At 66.4% G+C, this 14,976-nt stretch carries 13 protein-coding genes; 7 read left to right on the top strand and 6 right to left on the bottom strand.

The genetic code is table 11. From position 1 onward, the window contains the following. The first annotated feature begins 66 nt into the window (after window positions 1–66). Complete coding sequence (locus tag ACQR1H_RS09560; RefSeq protein ID WP_315805201.1) at window positions 67–597, top strand: cytochrome b; 531 nt, start codon at window positions 67–69, stop codon at window positions 595–597. 82 nt (window positions 598–679) lie between these two features. After that, window positions 680–2,149 carry an amidase gene (locus tag ACQR1H_RS09555; protein ID WP_434907471.1) on the top strand — a complete coding sequence of 490 codons (1,470 nt, stop codon included), beginning with the start codon at window positions 680–682 and terminating at the stop codon, window positions 2,147–2,149. A 183-nt stretch (window positions 2,150–2,332) separates the two neighbouring features. Here the strand turns inward: ACQR1H_RS09555 and ACQR1H_RS09550 are convergent, their stop codons facing one another. Both ACQR1H_RS09550 and ACQR1H_RS09545 read right to left on the bottom strand, forming a co-directional pair. Beyond that, complete coding sequence (locus tag ACQR1H_RS09550) at window positions 2,333–3,421, bottom strand: Zn-dependent alcohol dehydrogenase (RefSeq protein WP_434838539.1); 1,089 nt, start codon at window positions 3,419–3,421, stop codon at window positions 2,333–2,335. A 214-nt stretch (window positions 3,422–3,635) separates the two neighbouring features. Next, window positions 3,636–5,420: an acyl-CoA dehydrogenase family protein gene (locus tag ACQR1H_RS09545; protein WP_434907470.1), complete on the bottom strand. Its 1,785-nt coding sequence runs from the start codon at window positions 5,418–5,420 to the stop codon at window positions 3,636–3,638. 110 nt (window positions 5,421–5,530) lie between these two features. Between ACQR1H_RS09545 and ACQR1H_RS09540 the strand changes: the two genes are divergently transcribed. Together ACQR1H_RS09540 and ACQR1H_RS09535 are read left to right on the top strand one after the other, a co-directional pair. After that, on the top strand, window positions 5,531–6,550 hold the full coding sequence (locus ACQR1H_RS09540; protein ID WP_434838537.1) for a glutathione S-transferase family protein: 1,020 nt from the start codon (window positions 5,531–5,533) through the stop codon (window positions 6,548–6,550). Between the two features lie 95 nt (window positions 6,551–6,645). Further along, window positions 6,646–7,347 carry an SDR family NAD(P)-dependent oxidoreductase gene (locus ACQR1H_RS09535; protein WP_315805206.1) on the top strand — a complete coding sequence of 234 codons (702 nt, stop codon included), beginning with the start codon at window positions 6,646–6,648 and terminating at the stop codon, window positions 7,345–7,347. Window positions 7,348–7,601: 254 nt separating this feature from the next. Here the strand turns inward: ACQR1H_RS09535 and ACQR1H_RS09530 are convergent, their stop codons facing one another. Then, a complete protein-coding gene (locus tag ACQR1H_RS09530) occupies window positions 7,602–8,198 on the bottom strand; it encodes a GNAT family N-acetyltransferase (protein WP_434907469.1) in 597 nt (198 codons plus the stop codon). A 77-nt stretch (window positions 8,199–8,275) separates the two neighbouring features. After that, window positions 8,276–8,479 carry a DUF1127 domain-containing protein gene (locus tag ACQR1H_RS09525; RefSeq protein ID WP_315805208.1) on the bottom strand — a complete coding sequence of 68 codons (204 nt, stop codon included), beginning with the start codon at window positions 8,477–8,479 and terminating at the stop codon, window positions 8,276–8,278. Window positions 8,480–8,592: 113 nt separating this feature from the next. On the opposite strand from ACQR1H_RS09525, the gene ACQR1H_RS09520 reads away from it, so the two are divergent. The 3 genes from ACQR1H_RS09520 (at window position 8,593) to ACQR1H_RS09510 (ending at window position 11,514) form a co-directional block, all read left to right on the top strand. Then, window positions 8,593–9,513, top strand: coding sequence for a transcriptional regulator GcvA (locus ACQR1H_RS09520; RefSeq protein WP_315805209.1), 921 nt, complete (start codon window positions 8,593–8,595; stop codon window positions 9,511–9,513). Window positions 9,514–9,633: 120 nt separating this feature from the next. Next, window positions 9,634–10,944 carry an MFS transporter gene (locus ACQR1H_RS09515; protein ID WP_316182847.1) on the top strand — a complete coding sequence of 437 codons (1,311 nt, stop codon included), beginning with the start codon at window positions 9,634–9,636 and terminating at the stop codon, window positions 10,942–10,944. A gap of 87 nt (window positions 10,945–11,031) precedes the next feature. Next, window positions 11,032–11,514: a CinA family protein gene (locus ACQR1H_RS09510; protein ID WP_316239416.1), complete on the top strand. Its 483-nt coding sequence runs from the start codon at window positions 11,032–11,034 to the stop codon at window positions 11,512–11,514. Between the two features lie 211 nt (window positions 11,515–11,725). On the opposite strand, the gene ACQR1H_RS09505 is transcribed toward ACQR1H_RS09510, so the two are convergent. Next, window positions 11,726–13,066 carry an HlyD family type I secretion periplasmic adaptor subunit gene (locus ACQR1H_RS09505; protein WP_315805212.1) on the bottom strand — a complete coding sequence of 447 codons (1,341 nt, stop codon included), beginning with the start codon at window positions 13,064–13,066 and terminating at the stop codon, window positions 11,726–11,728. After that, the gene (locus tag ACQR1H_RS09500; RefSeq protein WP_434907468.1) at window positions 13,063–14,805 is read right to left on the bottom strand and encodes a type I secretion system permease/ATPase; all 1,743 of its coding nucleotides are present in this window, start codon (window positions 14,803–14,805) and stop codon (window positions 13,063–13,065) included. The genes ACQR1H_RS09505 and ACQR1H_RS09500 overlap by 4 nt, the downstream gene beginning before the upstream one ends. Between the last annotated feature and the right edge of the window lie 171 nt (window positions 14,806–14,976).

Below are 14,976 nucleotides of genomic sequence, written 5' to 3'. Positions count from 1 at the left end.
CGGCGTCTTGCAAAACGTCCAGCCGCGAGGCTGATGGCGCCGGACCGATCACAACGGAAAATCGTCATGACGCCACGCTTGCATTACGGCACGCCCGCGAAGATCCTGCACTGGCTGGTGGTGGCGCTGCTCGCCATCCAGTATCCGATCGGCTGGCTGATGCCGGACCTGCATGCCAACACGCCCCCCGGCGCGCCGATGATCCTGCACATTTCGTTCGGCCTCACCATTCTGGCATTGATCGCCGTGCGCTTCGTCTGGCGGCTCACCCATCCGGTCGCGCCGGAGAGTTCGCTGCCGCCCTGGCAGCGGCTGAGCTCGGAGGTCGTGCACTGGATGCTCTATGTGATGGTGATGGCGAGCACCATCACCGGCTGGCTGTTCGCCTCCTTCCGCGGCTGGAGCGTGTCGTTCTTCTACCTGCTTCCGTTGCCGATGCTGGCGGCGCGCAACCCGGCCGGTAACCGCGCCATCGACGGGCTGCACCAGGCATCCGAATGGCTGCTGCTGATCCTGATCGTCGCTCACGTCGCCGCCGCAATCGCGCACGTCTTCATCTATCGCGACCGCGTCATGCAGCGGATGCTGCCGGGCTAGAGGATAGTCCGCAATTTTGGTCAAGTGATCGCCATCCGCATCGGTTAGACTCCCGGCAAACATCGCACCGGGAGGATCGACATTGGCCGCACCGCAATGGACGTTCGCAACCGCCGTCGACACGGCGAAGGCATTGGCAGACCGTCAGATCTCGTCGGTGGAGCTGACCAGGCTCGCCATCGATCGCATCGAACGTCATGACTCCGAGATCAACGCCGTCTGCGTGCGCGATTTCGAGCGCGCGCTCGCTGCCGCTGACGTCGCCGACGCGGCGCTGGCGCGCGGCGAACGGCGGCCTTTGCTCGGCCTTCCGCTCACGGTGAAGGAATCCTACAACGTCGCCGGCCTGCCGACGACCTGGGGTTTTCCGCAGCACAGGGATTTCATCGCGGCCGAGGATGCGCTGACGGTGACGCGCGTGAAGGATGCCGGCGGCATCGTGCTCGGCAAGACCAACGTGCCGCTCGGGCTCGGCGACTGGCAGAGCTACAACGACATCTACGGCATCACCAACAATCCCTACGATCTCGGCCGCACGCCAGGCGGTTCGTCAGGCGGATCGGCCGCGGCCCTGGCCGCCGGCTACGGCTCGCTGTCGCTCGGGTCCGATATCGGCGGCTCGCTGCGGGTCCCCGCGTTTCACTGCGGCGTCACCGCGCACAAGCCGAGCTACGGCCTGGTGGCCTCGCGCGGCCACACGCCGCCGCCATTTCAGCCGCTGCCCGGCGAGGCCGACCTCGCCGTCGTCGGCCCGATGGCCCGTTCGGCCGCCGATCTGTCGCTGCTGCTCGATGTGATCGCAGGCCCCGACCCGCTCGAGGCCGGCAAGGCGTATCGCCTCGACCTGCCGCCGGCGCGTCACGGTCGCCTGCAGGATTTCCGCGTGCTGGTGGTCGCGAGCGATCCGCTGCTGCCGACCGACAGCGCCGTGCGCGGCGCGATCGAGCGGCTGACGGCCGACCTGGCACGGGCCGGCGTCAACGTCGCGACAGAGAGCCCGCTGCTGCCGGACTTCGCCGCATCGAGCCGGCTCTACATGCGCCTGCTGCTCGGCTTCATCGGCGCCACCATGCCGGCGGAGGTCCACGCCGGCGCCAGCCAGGCGGCCGCGCAATTGCCGAAGGAGGCGGCGAGCCTCGCGGCCGAGCGACTGCGCGGCATCGCGCTCAGCCATCGCGACTGGGTTCAGGCCGGCGGGGCGCGGGCGCGGCTGCGCGCGCAATGGCGAACGCTGTTCGAGCAGTTCGACGCCGTGATCTGCCCGATCATGCCGACTCCGGCCTATCCGCACGATCATTCGCCCGACCAGGAGCAGCGCCGCATCAGCATCGACGGCGTCGAGCATTGCTACGCCGATCAGCTCGCTTGGCCGGGCATCGCCACCTTGCCCGGACTGCCGGCGACCGCGATCCCGCTCGGCCTCGCCAACGGCTTGCCGGTGGGCGTGCAGATCGTCGGCCCATTCCTCGAAGACCGCACGCCGCTCAAGCTCGCCGACCTGATCGAGCGCGAGTTCGGCGGCTTCGTTCCGCCGCCACGGTTCGCGAATTAGTTAGTGCTTCGACTTCTTCAACAACGCCTCACCAAATTCCGCCGTCCTACATCGTCATGGCCGGGCTTGACCCGGCCATCCATCTTCCAGAGGCTGGATGCCCCGGTCAAGCCCGGGCATGACGAGTGACTAATAGGCAGACCCGCCAAACCCCATCAACTTCCTCACACTCGACCGTGCCCCTCATGCATCGAACATGATCACGCTGCGCAGCGTCTTGCCGGCTTTCATGTTGGCGAAGCCCTCGTTGATCTCCGACAGCTTCAGCTTGGCGGAGATCCAGTCTTCCAGGTGCAGCTTGCCGCGCAGATAGAACTCGACGAGGCGGGGCATATCGACGCGGAAGTGGTTGGAGCCCATCGAAGAGCCTTGGATGCGGCGCTCGCGCAGGAAGTCGAAGCCGTGCAGCTCGATCTTCTGCCCGAACGGGATCATGCCGACGATGGTCGCGGTGCCCCCCGGCGCCAGCATCGCGAAGGCCTGCTCGGCGGTCTCCTTGCGCCCGAGCACCTCGAAGGCGTGATGCACGCCCCCCTTGGTGAGCTCGCGCACCTGGGCCACGGCGTCACCCTCAGTGGGATTGATGATGTCGGTCGCGCCCAGTTTCGTCGCGAGCTGCAGCTTGGCCGGATTGGTGTCGATGGCGATGATGCGACCGGCACCCGCGATCTCGGCGCCGTTGATCGCAGCCATGCCGACGCCGCCGCAGCCGATCACGGCCACCGTCTCGCCGGCCTGCACCCGCGCCGTGTTGACGACGGCGCCATAGCCGGTGATGACGCCGCAGCCGATCAGCGCGGCGAGCTCGAGCGGCATATCGTTGCGGATCTTCACGATCGCATTCTCGTGCACCAGCATCTGTTCGGCAAAGGACGACAGGTTGAGGAACTGATGCAGCTTCTCAGCTCTCGCCCATGACAGCCGGTTGGAGGCGCCTGGCGGCATCTTCACCGTGGTGTCGGTGCACAGCACCGGACGGCCCGTCGTGCAGTTGTCGCAGGTGCCGCAGAACACCGAGAGGCAGGTGACGACGTGATCGCCCGGCTTCACATAGGTGACATCGGCGCCGACCTGCTCGACGATCCCAGCGGATTCATGGCCCAGCACCGCGGGCAGCGGATGCGGATACAGGCCCTCGATGAAATGCAGATCGGAATGGCAGAGCCCCGCCACCGCCGTGCGGATCAGCACTTCCCGCGGCCCCGGCTTGGGCACGCTGACGTCCTCGATGACGAGCGGCTTGTTGACCTCCATCAGCACGGCGGCTTTCATTGGCGTTCTCCCTGTTATTGTGAGTTGTTATCCGGCTATTTCGACGTAGCCGCTGCGCTCCCTCTCCCCGTTCTTCACGGGGAGAGGGTTGGGGTGAGGGGCAGCCGCACGGGTGGTGCAAATGATTAGACCTGTACCCCCAGCCTGTTCGCTCATCACTCGCACAAAGTAGAAGCCATGAGCTCGCGATCCATCTTCGTGACATTCCACAAGACTACGCCGCCGAGATCAGTTCGCCAACCTCGTCCATGCCTGCGACGCGATCGCCGAGCAGCAGCGTCGCCATCGCGTCGTCCGTCTCGTTTTCCGCGAGCCGGAACGGATCGGACGGCGTCAGACGATGATCGACGACGAGCTTCGCCAATAGCAACCGCCGCGCGTCGCCGCGCATCGCGTGGATGCGTGCGCTTTCCCAGGTCGTCGAGACGGCGCTCGCCACGTGATACAGCAGGCTGGTGGCGCGGCGCGCTTCCGACTCATTGTCGGCGCGTCCCGCGATCTCGCGCGCAAAGCCCACGGCACGATCCACGAGTCGATGCAGCTGATCGCGCCAGGCCTGCGGCACGGCGGCACTGTCGTCGAGCCGCGCATGCAGGTCGGCGGCCAGCGCGGCCTCCGCACCGTGCCGGCCCACGGCGCGCTTCAACGCATCGAGCGCGACGATGTTGCCGGTGCCTTCCCAGATAGAGCCGAGATGGGCGTCGCGCAGCAGCCGCGCGGTGACGAACTCCTCGACATAGCCGATGCCGCCGCGCATCTCCAACGCATCGCCGCAGACCTTCCGCGCGTCGCGCGTGGCGCGAAACTTCAGGGTCGGCGTCAGGATTCGCAGCAGCGCCGCGGCATCCTGGCTGCCCGCTTCGGCGCGGTCGAGCGCGTCGGCGGTGAGGAAGCTCATCGACAGCGCCTGCTCGGTCGGGAGCAGGATCTTGAGCAATTGCCGCCGCCCGAGCGGCAGATCGACGATTGGCTTTCCGAACACCACCCGATTGCGCGCGACGGTGATGGCATCGTGCCAGGCGCGCCGCATCAGCGCGGTCGACTTGACGCCGTTGGAGAGCCGCGACGAGTTGACCATCTCGGCCATCTGTACAAAGCCGCGATCGAGCCTCCCGACCGCATAGGCGACGGCGCCCTCCAGCTTGATCTCGCCCGAGGCCATCGAGCGCGTTCCGAGCTTGTCCTTCAGGCGCACGATCCGATAGTGGTTCTGACTGCCGTCATCGAGGAAGCGCGGCATCAGGAACAGGCCGACGCCGCGCGTTCCCGCTTCGGCACCTTGTGGCCGCGCCAGCAGCATCACCACTTTCGCGTCGGCATTGGAGCAGAACCATTTCTCGCCATGCAGGCGCCAATGGTCGCCCTCCGGCACGGCGACCGTCGTCAACGTGCCGACATCGGAGCCGCCTTCCTTCTCGGTCATGAACTGGCCACCCTGGGTCAGCTTCCTCATGTCGGTCTGGGTCAGGCCATCGAGGTACTTGGCCTTGAGCCCGTCGCTGCCGAAGCTCGCCAGCAGCTTGGCGCAGCCGTCGGTGACGTTGATCGGACAGCCCAGACCGAACTCCGCCTGGTTGAACAGGAAGGTGAAGGCGTGCTTGGCCGTGACCGGATACTTGGTCGGCCAGCCGAGAATGCCCTTGCGGATCGACATCGCGTGGATGCCGAACTCGCCAAAGGCGGCGCGCTCGAGCTCGCGATAGGCCGGATGGTACTCGACCCACTGCACGTCGCGGCCGAAGCGGTCGCGCTGGTGCAGCACAGGGCCATGGCGGTCAGCCAGGCGGGCGCATTCGTCGAGATAGGAGCCGGCGAGCTCGCCGAGGCGGTCGAGATGCGGCACGAGGTGCCGAAACAGCGCCTCGGGCAGATGGATGCGCAAGAGATCGGCGAGCGCGGGGTCGGCGCGATAGAAGTTCAGCCCGGTGGTATCGGGCGCCAGCAGCTCCGGCCTCGCGCCGCCGGTCATCACGTCATCGCGCTTCAGGAACTGATGCATGATCGTTAAGCCCTCGTTCGTTTCCGCAAGTCTCTGATGGACTCTTCGACAGGTTGCGCCTGATCGGATACACAACAGGCAGCGGCGTGCGCCGAACCGGGAGCAGATCCATGACCAATCAGCCGACGGAGGTTTATCGCATCTTCGGGGCGGAGATGTCGCCCTATTCGGTCAAGGTGCGATCGTATCTGCGTTACAAGGGCATTCCGCATCACTGGATATTGCGCAACGCGGAAAGCGAGACCGAGTTCGCGCGGCACGCCAAGATGCCGATCATTCCGCTGGTGGTCGCTCCCGACGAGGTGCCGATGCAGGATTCGACGCCGATCATCGATGCGCTCGAGCTCGACTTTCCGCAGCCGACGATTCATCCAGGCGACGCGCTGACGAGCTTCATCTCGGCCCTGATCGAGGAGTTCGGCGACGAGTGGGGCAACAAGTGGATGTTCCACTATCGCTGGGCCCGCGATCTCGACCAGCGCGCCTCAGCCGGGCGCATCGCCCGCATCCGCGCCCCCAAGGCGGACGAGATCGAGGTCGGCGAACTGGCCGAGAAGATCCGCGCGCGCATGGTCGAGCGGCTGTGGTACGTCGGCTCGAACGAGATCAACGCGCCGCAGATTGAGCAGGGGTTTGCCGAAATGCTCGACCTGCTCGAACGGCATCTCTCGGTCAGGCCGTATCTGTTCGGCCGGCGTCCGGCCTATGGCGATTTCGGACTGTGGGCCCAGTTCTACGAGCTGTGGACCGATCCGACTGCGGGCGCTTTGATCGAAGGCCGCGCGCCGCATGTGCTGGCCTGGATCCACCGCATGCTATGGCCGCGCGCCGAAGGCGAGTTCGAGCTGTGGCCGGAACTGTCGCTGACCCTGATGCCGATCCTGACCCGCCAGGTCGGCGCGCTGTTCATGCCGTGGACGCTCGCCAATGAACAGGCGCTGGCCGAGAAACGCGATGCCTTTCGCGTCCAGTTCGGCGACTTCACGTGGATGCAGAAGCCGCAGAAATATCACGCGCGCTCGCTGGCGATGCTCCGCGGCAAATATGCCTTCCTGCACGATCGCAGCCGGCTCGATGTCGTGCTGGAGGAGATCGGCTGCCTCGCCGGATTGCAGCCGCGTCCCACCTGAGGACGCGCAGCAAAAATGTGGGGACGAGCCGTAGGAAGTCGGCCGCCGGTGCACTAGCTTGATGTCTGCGGACGCTCTGGCTCAAGGACATGCCCATGGACATCCCTGCCTACAAGATCGCCCTCATCGTCGGTGCCGGCGAAGGGCTCTCGGCCTCGCTGGCGCGGCTGTTCGCGCGCGAGAAGATCCGCGTGGCGCTGGCCGCCCGCAAGATCGAGAAGCTCGGAGCGCTCTGCAACGAAACCGGCGCCCGCGCCTACCCCTGCGATGCGACCAATCCGGAGGAGGTCGAGCGGCTGTTCGGCATCGTCGAGCGCGAGATCGGCGCGCCCGATCTCGTGGTCTACAACGCCAGCGCGCGGGCGCGCGGAGCGCTCACCGATCTCGTGCCGGCCGACGTGCAGCAGTCGATTGCCATCAGCGCCTTCGGCGGCTTCCTGGTGGCGCAGCAGGCGGCACAGCGCATGCTGCCGAACAAGCACGGCGCCATCCTGTTCACCGGCGCCTCCGCCAGCGTGAAGGGCTACGCCCAGTCGGCGCCGTTCGCGATGGGCAAGTTCGCGCTGCGCGGCCTAGCCCAGAGCATGGCGCGCGAATTGTCGCCGCAGGGCATCCACGTCGCGCATTTCGTCATCGACGGCGCGATCAGGAGCGCGGAACGCCAGGAGCCGGCGGAGCGTCCCAATTCGATGCTCGATCCGGATGCCATCGCCGCGAGTTATTGGAGCGTGCTGCAGCAGCCACGCAGTGCCTGGAGCTGGGAGATGGAGCTGCGGCCGTGGGTGGAGACGTTTTGAGCCGAAAGGCGACCCGCGAGTCTCGTCATTGCGAGCGAAGCAATCCAGGGCTGGGCAAGGACTCCGGATTGCTTCGCTTGCGCTCGCAATGACGTGGATGGATGGTCGTATGGTAACAACCTATCGTCGCCCGGCGTGACCGGGCGATCCAGTGGCCGCAACTGATAGCTGGTGACAAGGTGCGGCGGCGGCGTACTGGACGTCGCGCCTTGGCGGGGTAATGACATCCATCCATTGATCTCGGACGTTGGGACTTAGGACTCGCGACCGACCACGTGTAAATCTGCCCCCACTAAATGAGCCACCGCTCCGCTCAGAGCCTTCTCGAACCGCACCAGGGTCCAATCGTCCGCATGCGGCTTGATCGTGAAACCGGCCTTGCGGGCCAATGCAATCATCACGTCGTTGGTGCGCAGCGCATCGCCCGACAGGGTCACGCCACCCAACGCGAGCGCGCGTCCGTCCAGATTCGCGATAAGCGCCGGACCGATGCCGTGGCCTTGCCAGCGGTCATGGACCGACAGGCCAAACTCGACACGACCGGTGCCGCGATCGAATGCATAGCGCGCCTCGGCCACGATGCCTTCGACGCCGTCATGGTCCATCGTCGCGATCAGGCTGTACCGGTCGTTGCGGCCGAGCGCGACGAAATCCTCGAGCACCGCCTTTGGCAGCTCGTTGAGCGCGCCGAGGAAACGCTTGTGGCGCGAGCGTTGGCTCAAGGACCGGACATAGCTCTGCAGCGCCTCGGCGTCGTCAGGTGTGACGAAGCGCAGGCGCACCTCCTCACCGCGCCGCGTGTGAATGGTGTTGGAGCCGGCAGCGAGATCGGCAATGGCGGGCGTCGGCATGCGCGGCTCCAACGGGGAAGCTTGCCGGCGCCCTCCTTTGCGGAGCGGCGCCGGCGCGGCGGGATGAGTGAGGGGGATCAACCCCGCCAGAAAGGCTTATCGATCTCGGCGGCGATATCGCTGCGGGACAGGCCGAGATCGTGCAGGTCGCGCTCCGACCACTGCGCAAGCTCGTGCCGGGTCCGGTAGCGGAAGCGCCAGGCCGCAAGCAGCTCCACGACGCCGGACCAGAACCCCGGGCCATGATGTTTCGTCATTGACGAGGAGACGTAGACGGACATGAAAGCCTCCTGAAAATTCCTTGAGGCTGCAATATCGAGCGCTTGCGCTTCATCCACAAACGACATTTACTACCGTTTCGGATGAAATAACGTCATGAACCGGGAGGCCGCGAATGGCCCGGCTACCGTCGCTGAATGGATTGCGGGCGTTCGAGGCTGCGGCGCGGCATCTGAGCTTCACCCGCGCGGCCTCCGAGCTGAACGTGACGCAGACCGCCATCAGCCATCAGATCAAGCGCTTGGAAGACGAGCTCGGCATCCGCCTGTTCGTCCGCCAGAACCGCAGTCTCGCGCTGACGCCACAGGCCCGCGACTATCTTCCGCTCGTGCGCGCCGCATTCGACGATCTCCGGCTGGCAACGGAACGGCTGGTTCGCAAGGACAACGCCAAGGTGCTGACGGTCTCGACCATCGCCTCGCTGGCGGCGAAATGGCTACTGCCGCGGCTGACGGCCTTTCAGGAGGCCCATCCCGGCATCGACGTGCGCATCACGACCTCGACCGGCCTGGTCGATTTTCGCAAGGACGACGTCGACGCCGCGATCCGCTATGGCCGCGGCCACTGGCCGGGCGTGCGGGCGGAATGGCTGATGGCCGACGAGCTGTTTCCGGTCTGCAGTCCGGCGCTGCTGCAGGGCGACAAGCCGCTGCGCTGTCCGGAGGACCTCGCGCATCACACGCTGCTGCAGGCCAGCGGAGGTTATGACGACGATTGGCGGCTCTGGCTGACCGCGGCGGGTCTGCCGGTCGAGATGTCGAGGCAGGGCCGGCTGAGCTTCGACCTGTCGCTGATGACCGTCCAGGCCGCGATCGACGGGCTCGGCGTTGCGATCGGGCGGACGGCCTACGTCCAGGACGACATCGCCAAGGGCCGGCTGGTGGTGCCGTTCAAGATGACCCTGCCGAGCGATGCCGGCTTCTATCTGGTGACGCCGGAGGGCCGGACCGATCCGCCGAAGCTGAAGGCGTTCCGGCAATGGCTGAAGGGTGCAGTGCAGCAGAAGTCGGCCGCGGCCAATTCTGTTCAGGCCTAGGGCTCCTTAGGCGCAAAACTATTGGCCGCCAGGGCCTGGCGTGGCAGATTGTCGCACCTTTCCCCTCGGCCGGCGTAGAAATCCTCCGCACGAGCCTCTCGACGGTAGGAGTCTCCCCGCGTGTCCTCAACGTCAATCCCGCAGCCGGCCACGATCCATTCGCGCATCGGCGCGATCCTGCGCGCCACCAGCGGCAATTTCCTCGAGCAGTTCGACTTCTTCCTGTTCGGCTTCTACGCGCCGATCATCGCCAAGGCGTTCTTCCCATCGGAGAACGAGACTGCATCGCTGCTCAATGCCTATGGCGTGTTCTGGCTCGGCGCCCTGATGCGACCGGTCGGCGCTATCGTGCTCGGCGCCTATGTCGACAAGATCGGCCGACGCCAGGGCCTGATCGTGACGCTCGGCATCATGGCGATCGGCACGATCGTCATCGCATTCTGCCCGACCTATGCGACGATCGGCATCGCGGCCCCGATCATCGTGCTGCTCGGCCGGCTGTTGCAGGGCTTCTCGGCCGGTGTCGAGCTCGGCGGCGTGTCGGTCTATCTGTCCGAGATCTCCACGCCCGGCAATCGCGGCCTCTACACCTCGTTCCAGTCGTCCAGCCAGCAGGTCGCGATCTTCGTCGCGTCGGTCATCGGCTACGTGCTCAACCAGGCCATGCCGGCGGACATCGTGGCCGCCTGGGGCTGGCGCATTCCCTTCTTCATCGGCTGCCTGATCATTCCGCTGATCTTCTTCCTGCGCCGCACGCTGGAGGAGACGCCGGCCTTCCTCGCGATGAAGAAGCACCCGACCGCGCGCGAAGTGTTCGCCTCGGCGCTGGAGAACTGGCGCATCGTGATCCTCGGCATGATGATCGCCGTGCTGACCACGACGATGTTCTACTTCATCACCGTCTACGGTCCCGGCTTCGGCAAGCAGCTGAAGCTGTCGGCGTCGGATTCACTGCTCGTCACTTTGCTGGTCGCCGTGACCAACTTTCTCTGGAATCCGGTCGGCGGCGCGGTGTCGGATCGGATCGGACGCAAGCCGGTGCTCGTGACCATCGCGGCGCTGGCATTCCTCACCGCCTACCCGGCGTTGCACTGGCTCGCGGCGGCGCCGAGCTTCGGCAAGCTGCTCACTGTCGAAATGCTGTTCTCGTTCTATTTCGGCGTCTATAGCGGCACCATGCTGGGCTGCCTGGTCGAGATCGTGCCTGCGCATGTCCGCACCACCTGCTTCTCGATCGCCTTTGCGCTGGCCGCTGGGCTGTTCGGCACCGCGACGCCTGCGGTCTCGACCTGGCTCATCAACAAGACCGGCGACAAGGCCTCGCCCGGCTACTGGCTGATGTGCGCCGCCGTGCTCGGCATCATCGCGGCAATGACGGTCTATCGCGGCGGCCGCCAGGCGGTCGCGGCGCGCGAACCCGTGGCCGCCTGATCGGGTTGTCTGTTCACGTCGCGGGCGGCATCATCGGATGCCGCCCATTTTTTTGACGGTGCGGCGGGAGCCGGAGCGAGGTTTGCCATGGATGAACTGATTGCCATCGCCGGTCAGGTCGCGGCGCGGCTGGTCGCACGCAAGCAGACGATCGCGGTGGCGGAATCCTCCGCCGGCGGCCTGATCGCGGCGTCGCTGCTCGCGGTGCCCGGCGCCTCGGCCTATTTCCTCGGCGGCGCCGTGGTCTATACGCGAGACGCGCGTCGCGTGCTGATGGACATTCCGGACGACGCGATGAAAGGGATCCGCTCGGCGTCCGAGCCGTATGCGGAGCTGCTGGCGCGGCAGATCAGGACGCGCTTTGCCACTGATTGGGGAGTGTCGGAGACCGGCGCCGCGGGTCCTGCCGGCAATCGCTACGGGGATGCGGCGGGCCATGCGTGTTTTGCCGTGGCCGGGCCAGCGTCGGCGGTGGTGACACTGGAAAGCGGCAGCAACGACCGCTTCGCCAATATGCGTTTGTTCGCGAAGAGCGCGCTGGAGTTGTTGCTGGAGAAGCTCGGCGAATAGCCTCCGCTGTCGTCCCGGGCAAGCCCGGCGACGCGAAGCGGCGGCGGGCGCCGACCCGGGACCCATACCGCGTGATCTGTCTTGGGGCAGGCTGCGTGTTGCGCCGGTTGCGCAAACCGACTTCCGCCTGTGGCTATGGATCCACGCATTCGCGGGGATGACACCGAAATTGGGGCGCCGCCAGTGGCCACTCAGCGACCGGCCGACGATCTCACTTCTCCCGGAACGCGCGCATCAGCTGGTCGTGCAGTGGCTTCATCAGGTAGGAGATCACGGTGCGGTCGCCGGTCTGGACGAAGGCTTCCACCGGCATGCCCGGGATCAGCTTGACGTCGCCGAGCCGTGCGATCTCCTCCGGCGGCATCGACACGCGGATGGTGTAGTAGCTCTGGCCGGTGCGCTGGTCGGTGGTGACGTCGGGCGAGACGCGGCTGACGACGCCGTTCAGCTCCGGCGTCGTGCGCTGGTTGAAGGCGGACAGCCGCAGCAAGGTCTTCTGACCGACCTGCAGCTTGTCGATGTCCTGCGGGTTGACCTTGGCCTCGACCTGGAGATCGTCGCTCTGCGGCACGATCAGCATGATGGTATCGCCGGCGGTGATGACGCCGCCCACGGTATGCACGGAGGACTGCAGCACCATGCCGTCCTGCGGCGCGCGGATGTCGACGCGGCGGAGCTGATCCTCGGCGGTGACCTTGCGCTCGACGAACTCGCCGATCTTGTCGGTGGTCTCGCGCAGATCCTTGGACACCTCGCTGACCATGTCCTTATCGACCTGGATGATCTGCAGCTCGGTCTCGCTGATCTTGCCCTTGGCCTGCGCCCGCGCCGCGATGAACTGGGCACGCTCGCCGTTGAGCCGGGCGGCGTCGCGCTCCAAGGTGGTCAGGCGCGACAGCTGCACCAGATGCTGCTCATAGAGCTGGCGCACGCCGTCGAGCTCCTTCTGCACCAGCGCGATCTCCTGGTCCTTGGCACTGACCTGCGCCGAGAGCCCCTCGATCTCCTCGTTCAGCTGGGTGACGCGCTCGCGCAGCTGCGCCTTCTGGCCGATGCGGCCGTTGACGCGGACCTCGAACAGCTTGGTCTCGCTCGCCGTCAGGCTCTTGACCTCGGGATCGCTCATGCGCTGCAGCAACTGCGGCGGAAACAGGATCTTGGCCCAGCCGCGCTGCTCGGCCTCCAGCCGCGCGGCGCGCGCCTGCAGCGCATCGAGATTCTTGGTGACGATGGCGAGAGACGCCTTGGTCACGGTGTCGTCGAGCCTGACGACGATGTCGCCGGATTTGACGACGTCGCCGTCGCGCGCCCGGAGCTCGCCGACCACGCCGCCGGTCGGATGCTGCACCTTCTTGACGTTGGATTCGACCACGATCTGGCCGGGCGCGATCAGCGCGCCGGAGATCTGCTGCGTTGCGGCCCAGCCGCCGAACCCGCCGGCGACCGCGACGACGACGCCCATGCCGATCAGCAGGTGGCGGCGGATCGACTCGCGCACACTTTCCGTCTTGCGGCCGCCAGGAAGTGGACCGGCAATGACCTGACTGCTCATGGCTTCGCCACTCCGGCTTCCGAGACGATCTTGATCGGCGACGGCGCACGCGGCTGCAGCACCTGCGCCAGCACCGTCTCCTTCGGACCGAACGCCTGGGCCCGGCCGTCCTTCATCACCAGCACATGATCGACCGCCTCGATGCCGATCGGCCGGTGCGCGACGACGACGACGATGGCGCCGCGCGCCCGCGCCGAGCGCACGGCGCGCGACAGCGCCTCGTCGCCCTCGGTGTCGAGATTGGAGTTGGGCTCGTCGAGCACGATCAGGAACGGGTTGCCATAGAGCGCGCGCGCCAGCGCCACACGCTGCGCCTGCCCTGCGGAGAGCGCCGCGCCCTGCTCGCCGATCTCTGTATCGTAGCCCTCGCGCATCTTGATGATCATGTCATGCACGCCGGCCTCCTTGGCAGCGGCGATGATGCCCTCGGCCGAGGCATTCGGGTCGAAGCGACAGATGTTCTGCGCCACGGTGCCGGCGAACAGCTCGACGTCCTGCGGCAGATAGCCGACATGGCGGCCAAGCTCATCCGTCGACCATTGGTCGAGCGCGGCGCCGTCCAGCCGGACATGGCCGCGCACCGGACGCCAGACACCGACGAGCGCGCGGACCAGAGAGGACTTGCCCGACGCGCTCGGACCGATGATGCCGAGGCCGTTGCCGGCCGACAGCGCGAAGCTGACGTCCTGCACGATCGCTTTCTGATCCCCCGGAGCGACGATCGAGATGGCCTCGACCGAGAGCTTGCCGACCGGCGGCTGCAGCAGGGTCGGCGCCGATCGCTGCGGCATCGTCTGCAACAGATGGCTGAGACGGCGCCAGCTCTGGCGCGCCGCCACGAAGCTCTTCCAATGCGCGATCGCGAGATCGACCGGCGCCAGCGCCCGCGCGCTCAGGATCGAGCCGGCGATGATGATGCCGGCGGTCGCCTCCTGGTGGATCACGAGATAGGCGCCGACCGCGAGCACCGCCGATTGCAGCATCATGCGCAGCACCTTGGCGATGGCGCCGAGGCCGCCGGCGACATCGCTGGCGCGCTGGTTGCCGGCGAGATATTTCTCGTTGGTTTCGCTCCAGCGCGACAGCATGCGCCCGGTCATGCCCATCGCGACCAGGACCTCGGCGTTGCGGCGGCTTGCGGTGACCAGATCGTTGCGGCGCGCGGCGAGCCCCATCGCCTCCTTGGCCGGCGAGCGGGTGAGGAATTCGGTGATCAGCGTCAAGGTGACGAGGATGATGGCGCCGGCGAGCGCGGTGACGCCGAGCATGACGTGGAAGGCGAAACAGATCGCCAGATACAGCGGCAGCCACGGCAGGTCGAAGAACGCGCCCGGCCCCTGGCTGCCGAGGAAGCTCCTGATGTTGTCGAGGTCGCGCAGCGGCTGCAGCCCCTCGTTGCGGCCGCCCGCCGACAGCGGCAGCCGCACCACGGTGTCGAACACCCGCGCGTTCAGGCTCTCGTCGAGCGCGGTGCCGATCCGGCCGAGAATGCGGCTGCGGATCATGTCGAGTGCGCCCTGGGCGGCGTACAGCCCGGCGGCGATGATGATGAGGCCGATCAGCGTCGGCACGGACCGGCTCGGCAGCACCCGGTCGTAGACCTCGAGCATGAAGATCGAGCCGGTGAGATACAGCAGGTTGATGATGCAGCTCATCACCCCGACGCCGATGAAGGCGCTGCGGCAACCGCGCAAGGCATCGCTGAGCTCGGATTGCCTCACGTGAGGTGCGGCCGCCATCACCACCATCTCTTCAATTGATCAAATGAGCTGCATGACCGCCGATCAAAGGCACAAACTGGCGGCAAACAAGGCGAAATATACTGATTCCCGCGGTGAGCGTCCAACGATGCTCACTTTAGCGTAAATTAGTGATGTGTTCGGGTATGTCGCATAGCCCGGTGCAAACGT

The sequence above is a fragment of the Bradyrhizobium sp. HKCCYLRH2015 genome (assembly GCF_051168215.1).
Taxonomy (GTDB): Bacteria; Pseudomonadota; Alphaproteobacteria; order Rhizobiales; family Xanthobacteraceae; genus Bradyrhizobium.
The sequence above is the reverse complement of the archived record's forward strand: the minus strand, read 5'-3'. Positions and strand labels throughout refer to the sequence as shown.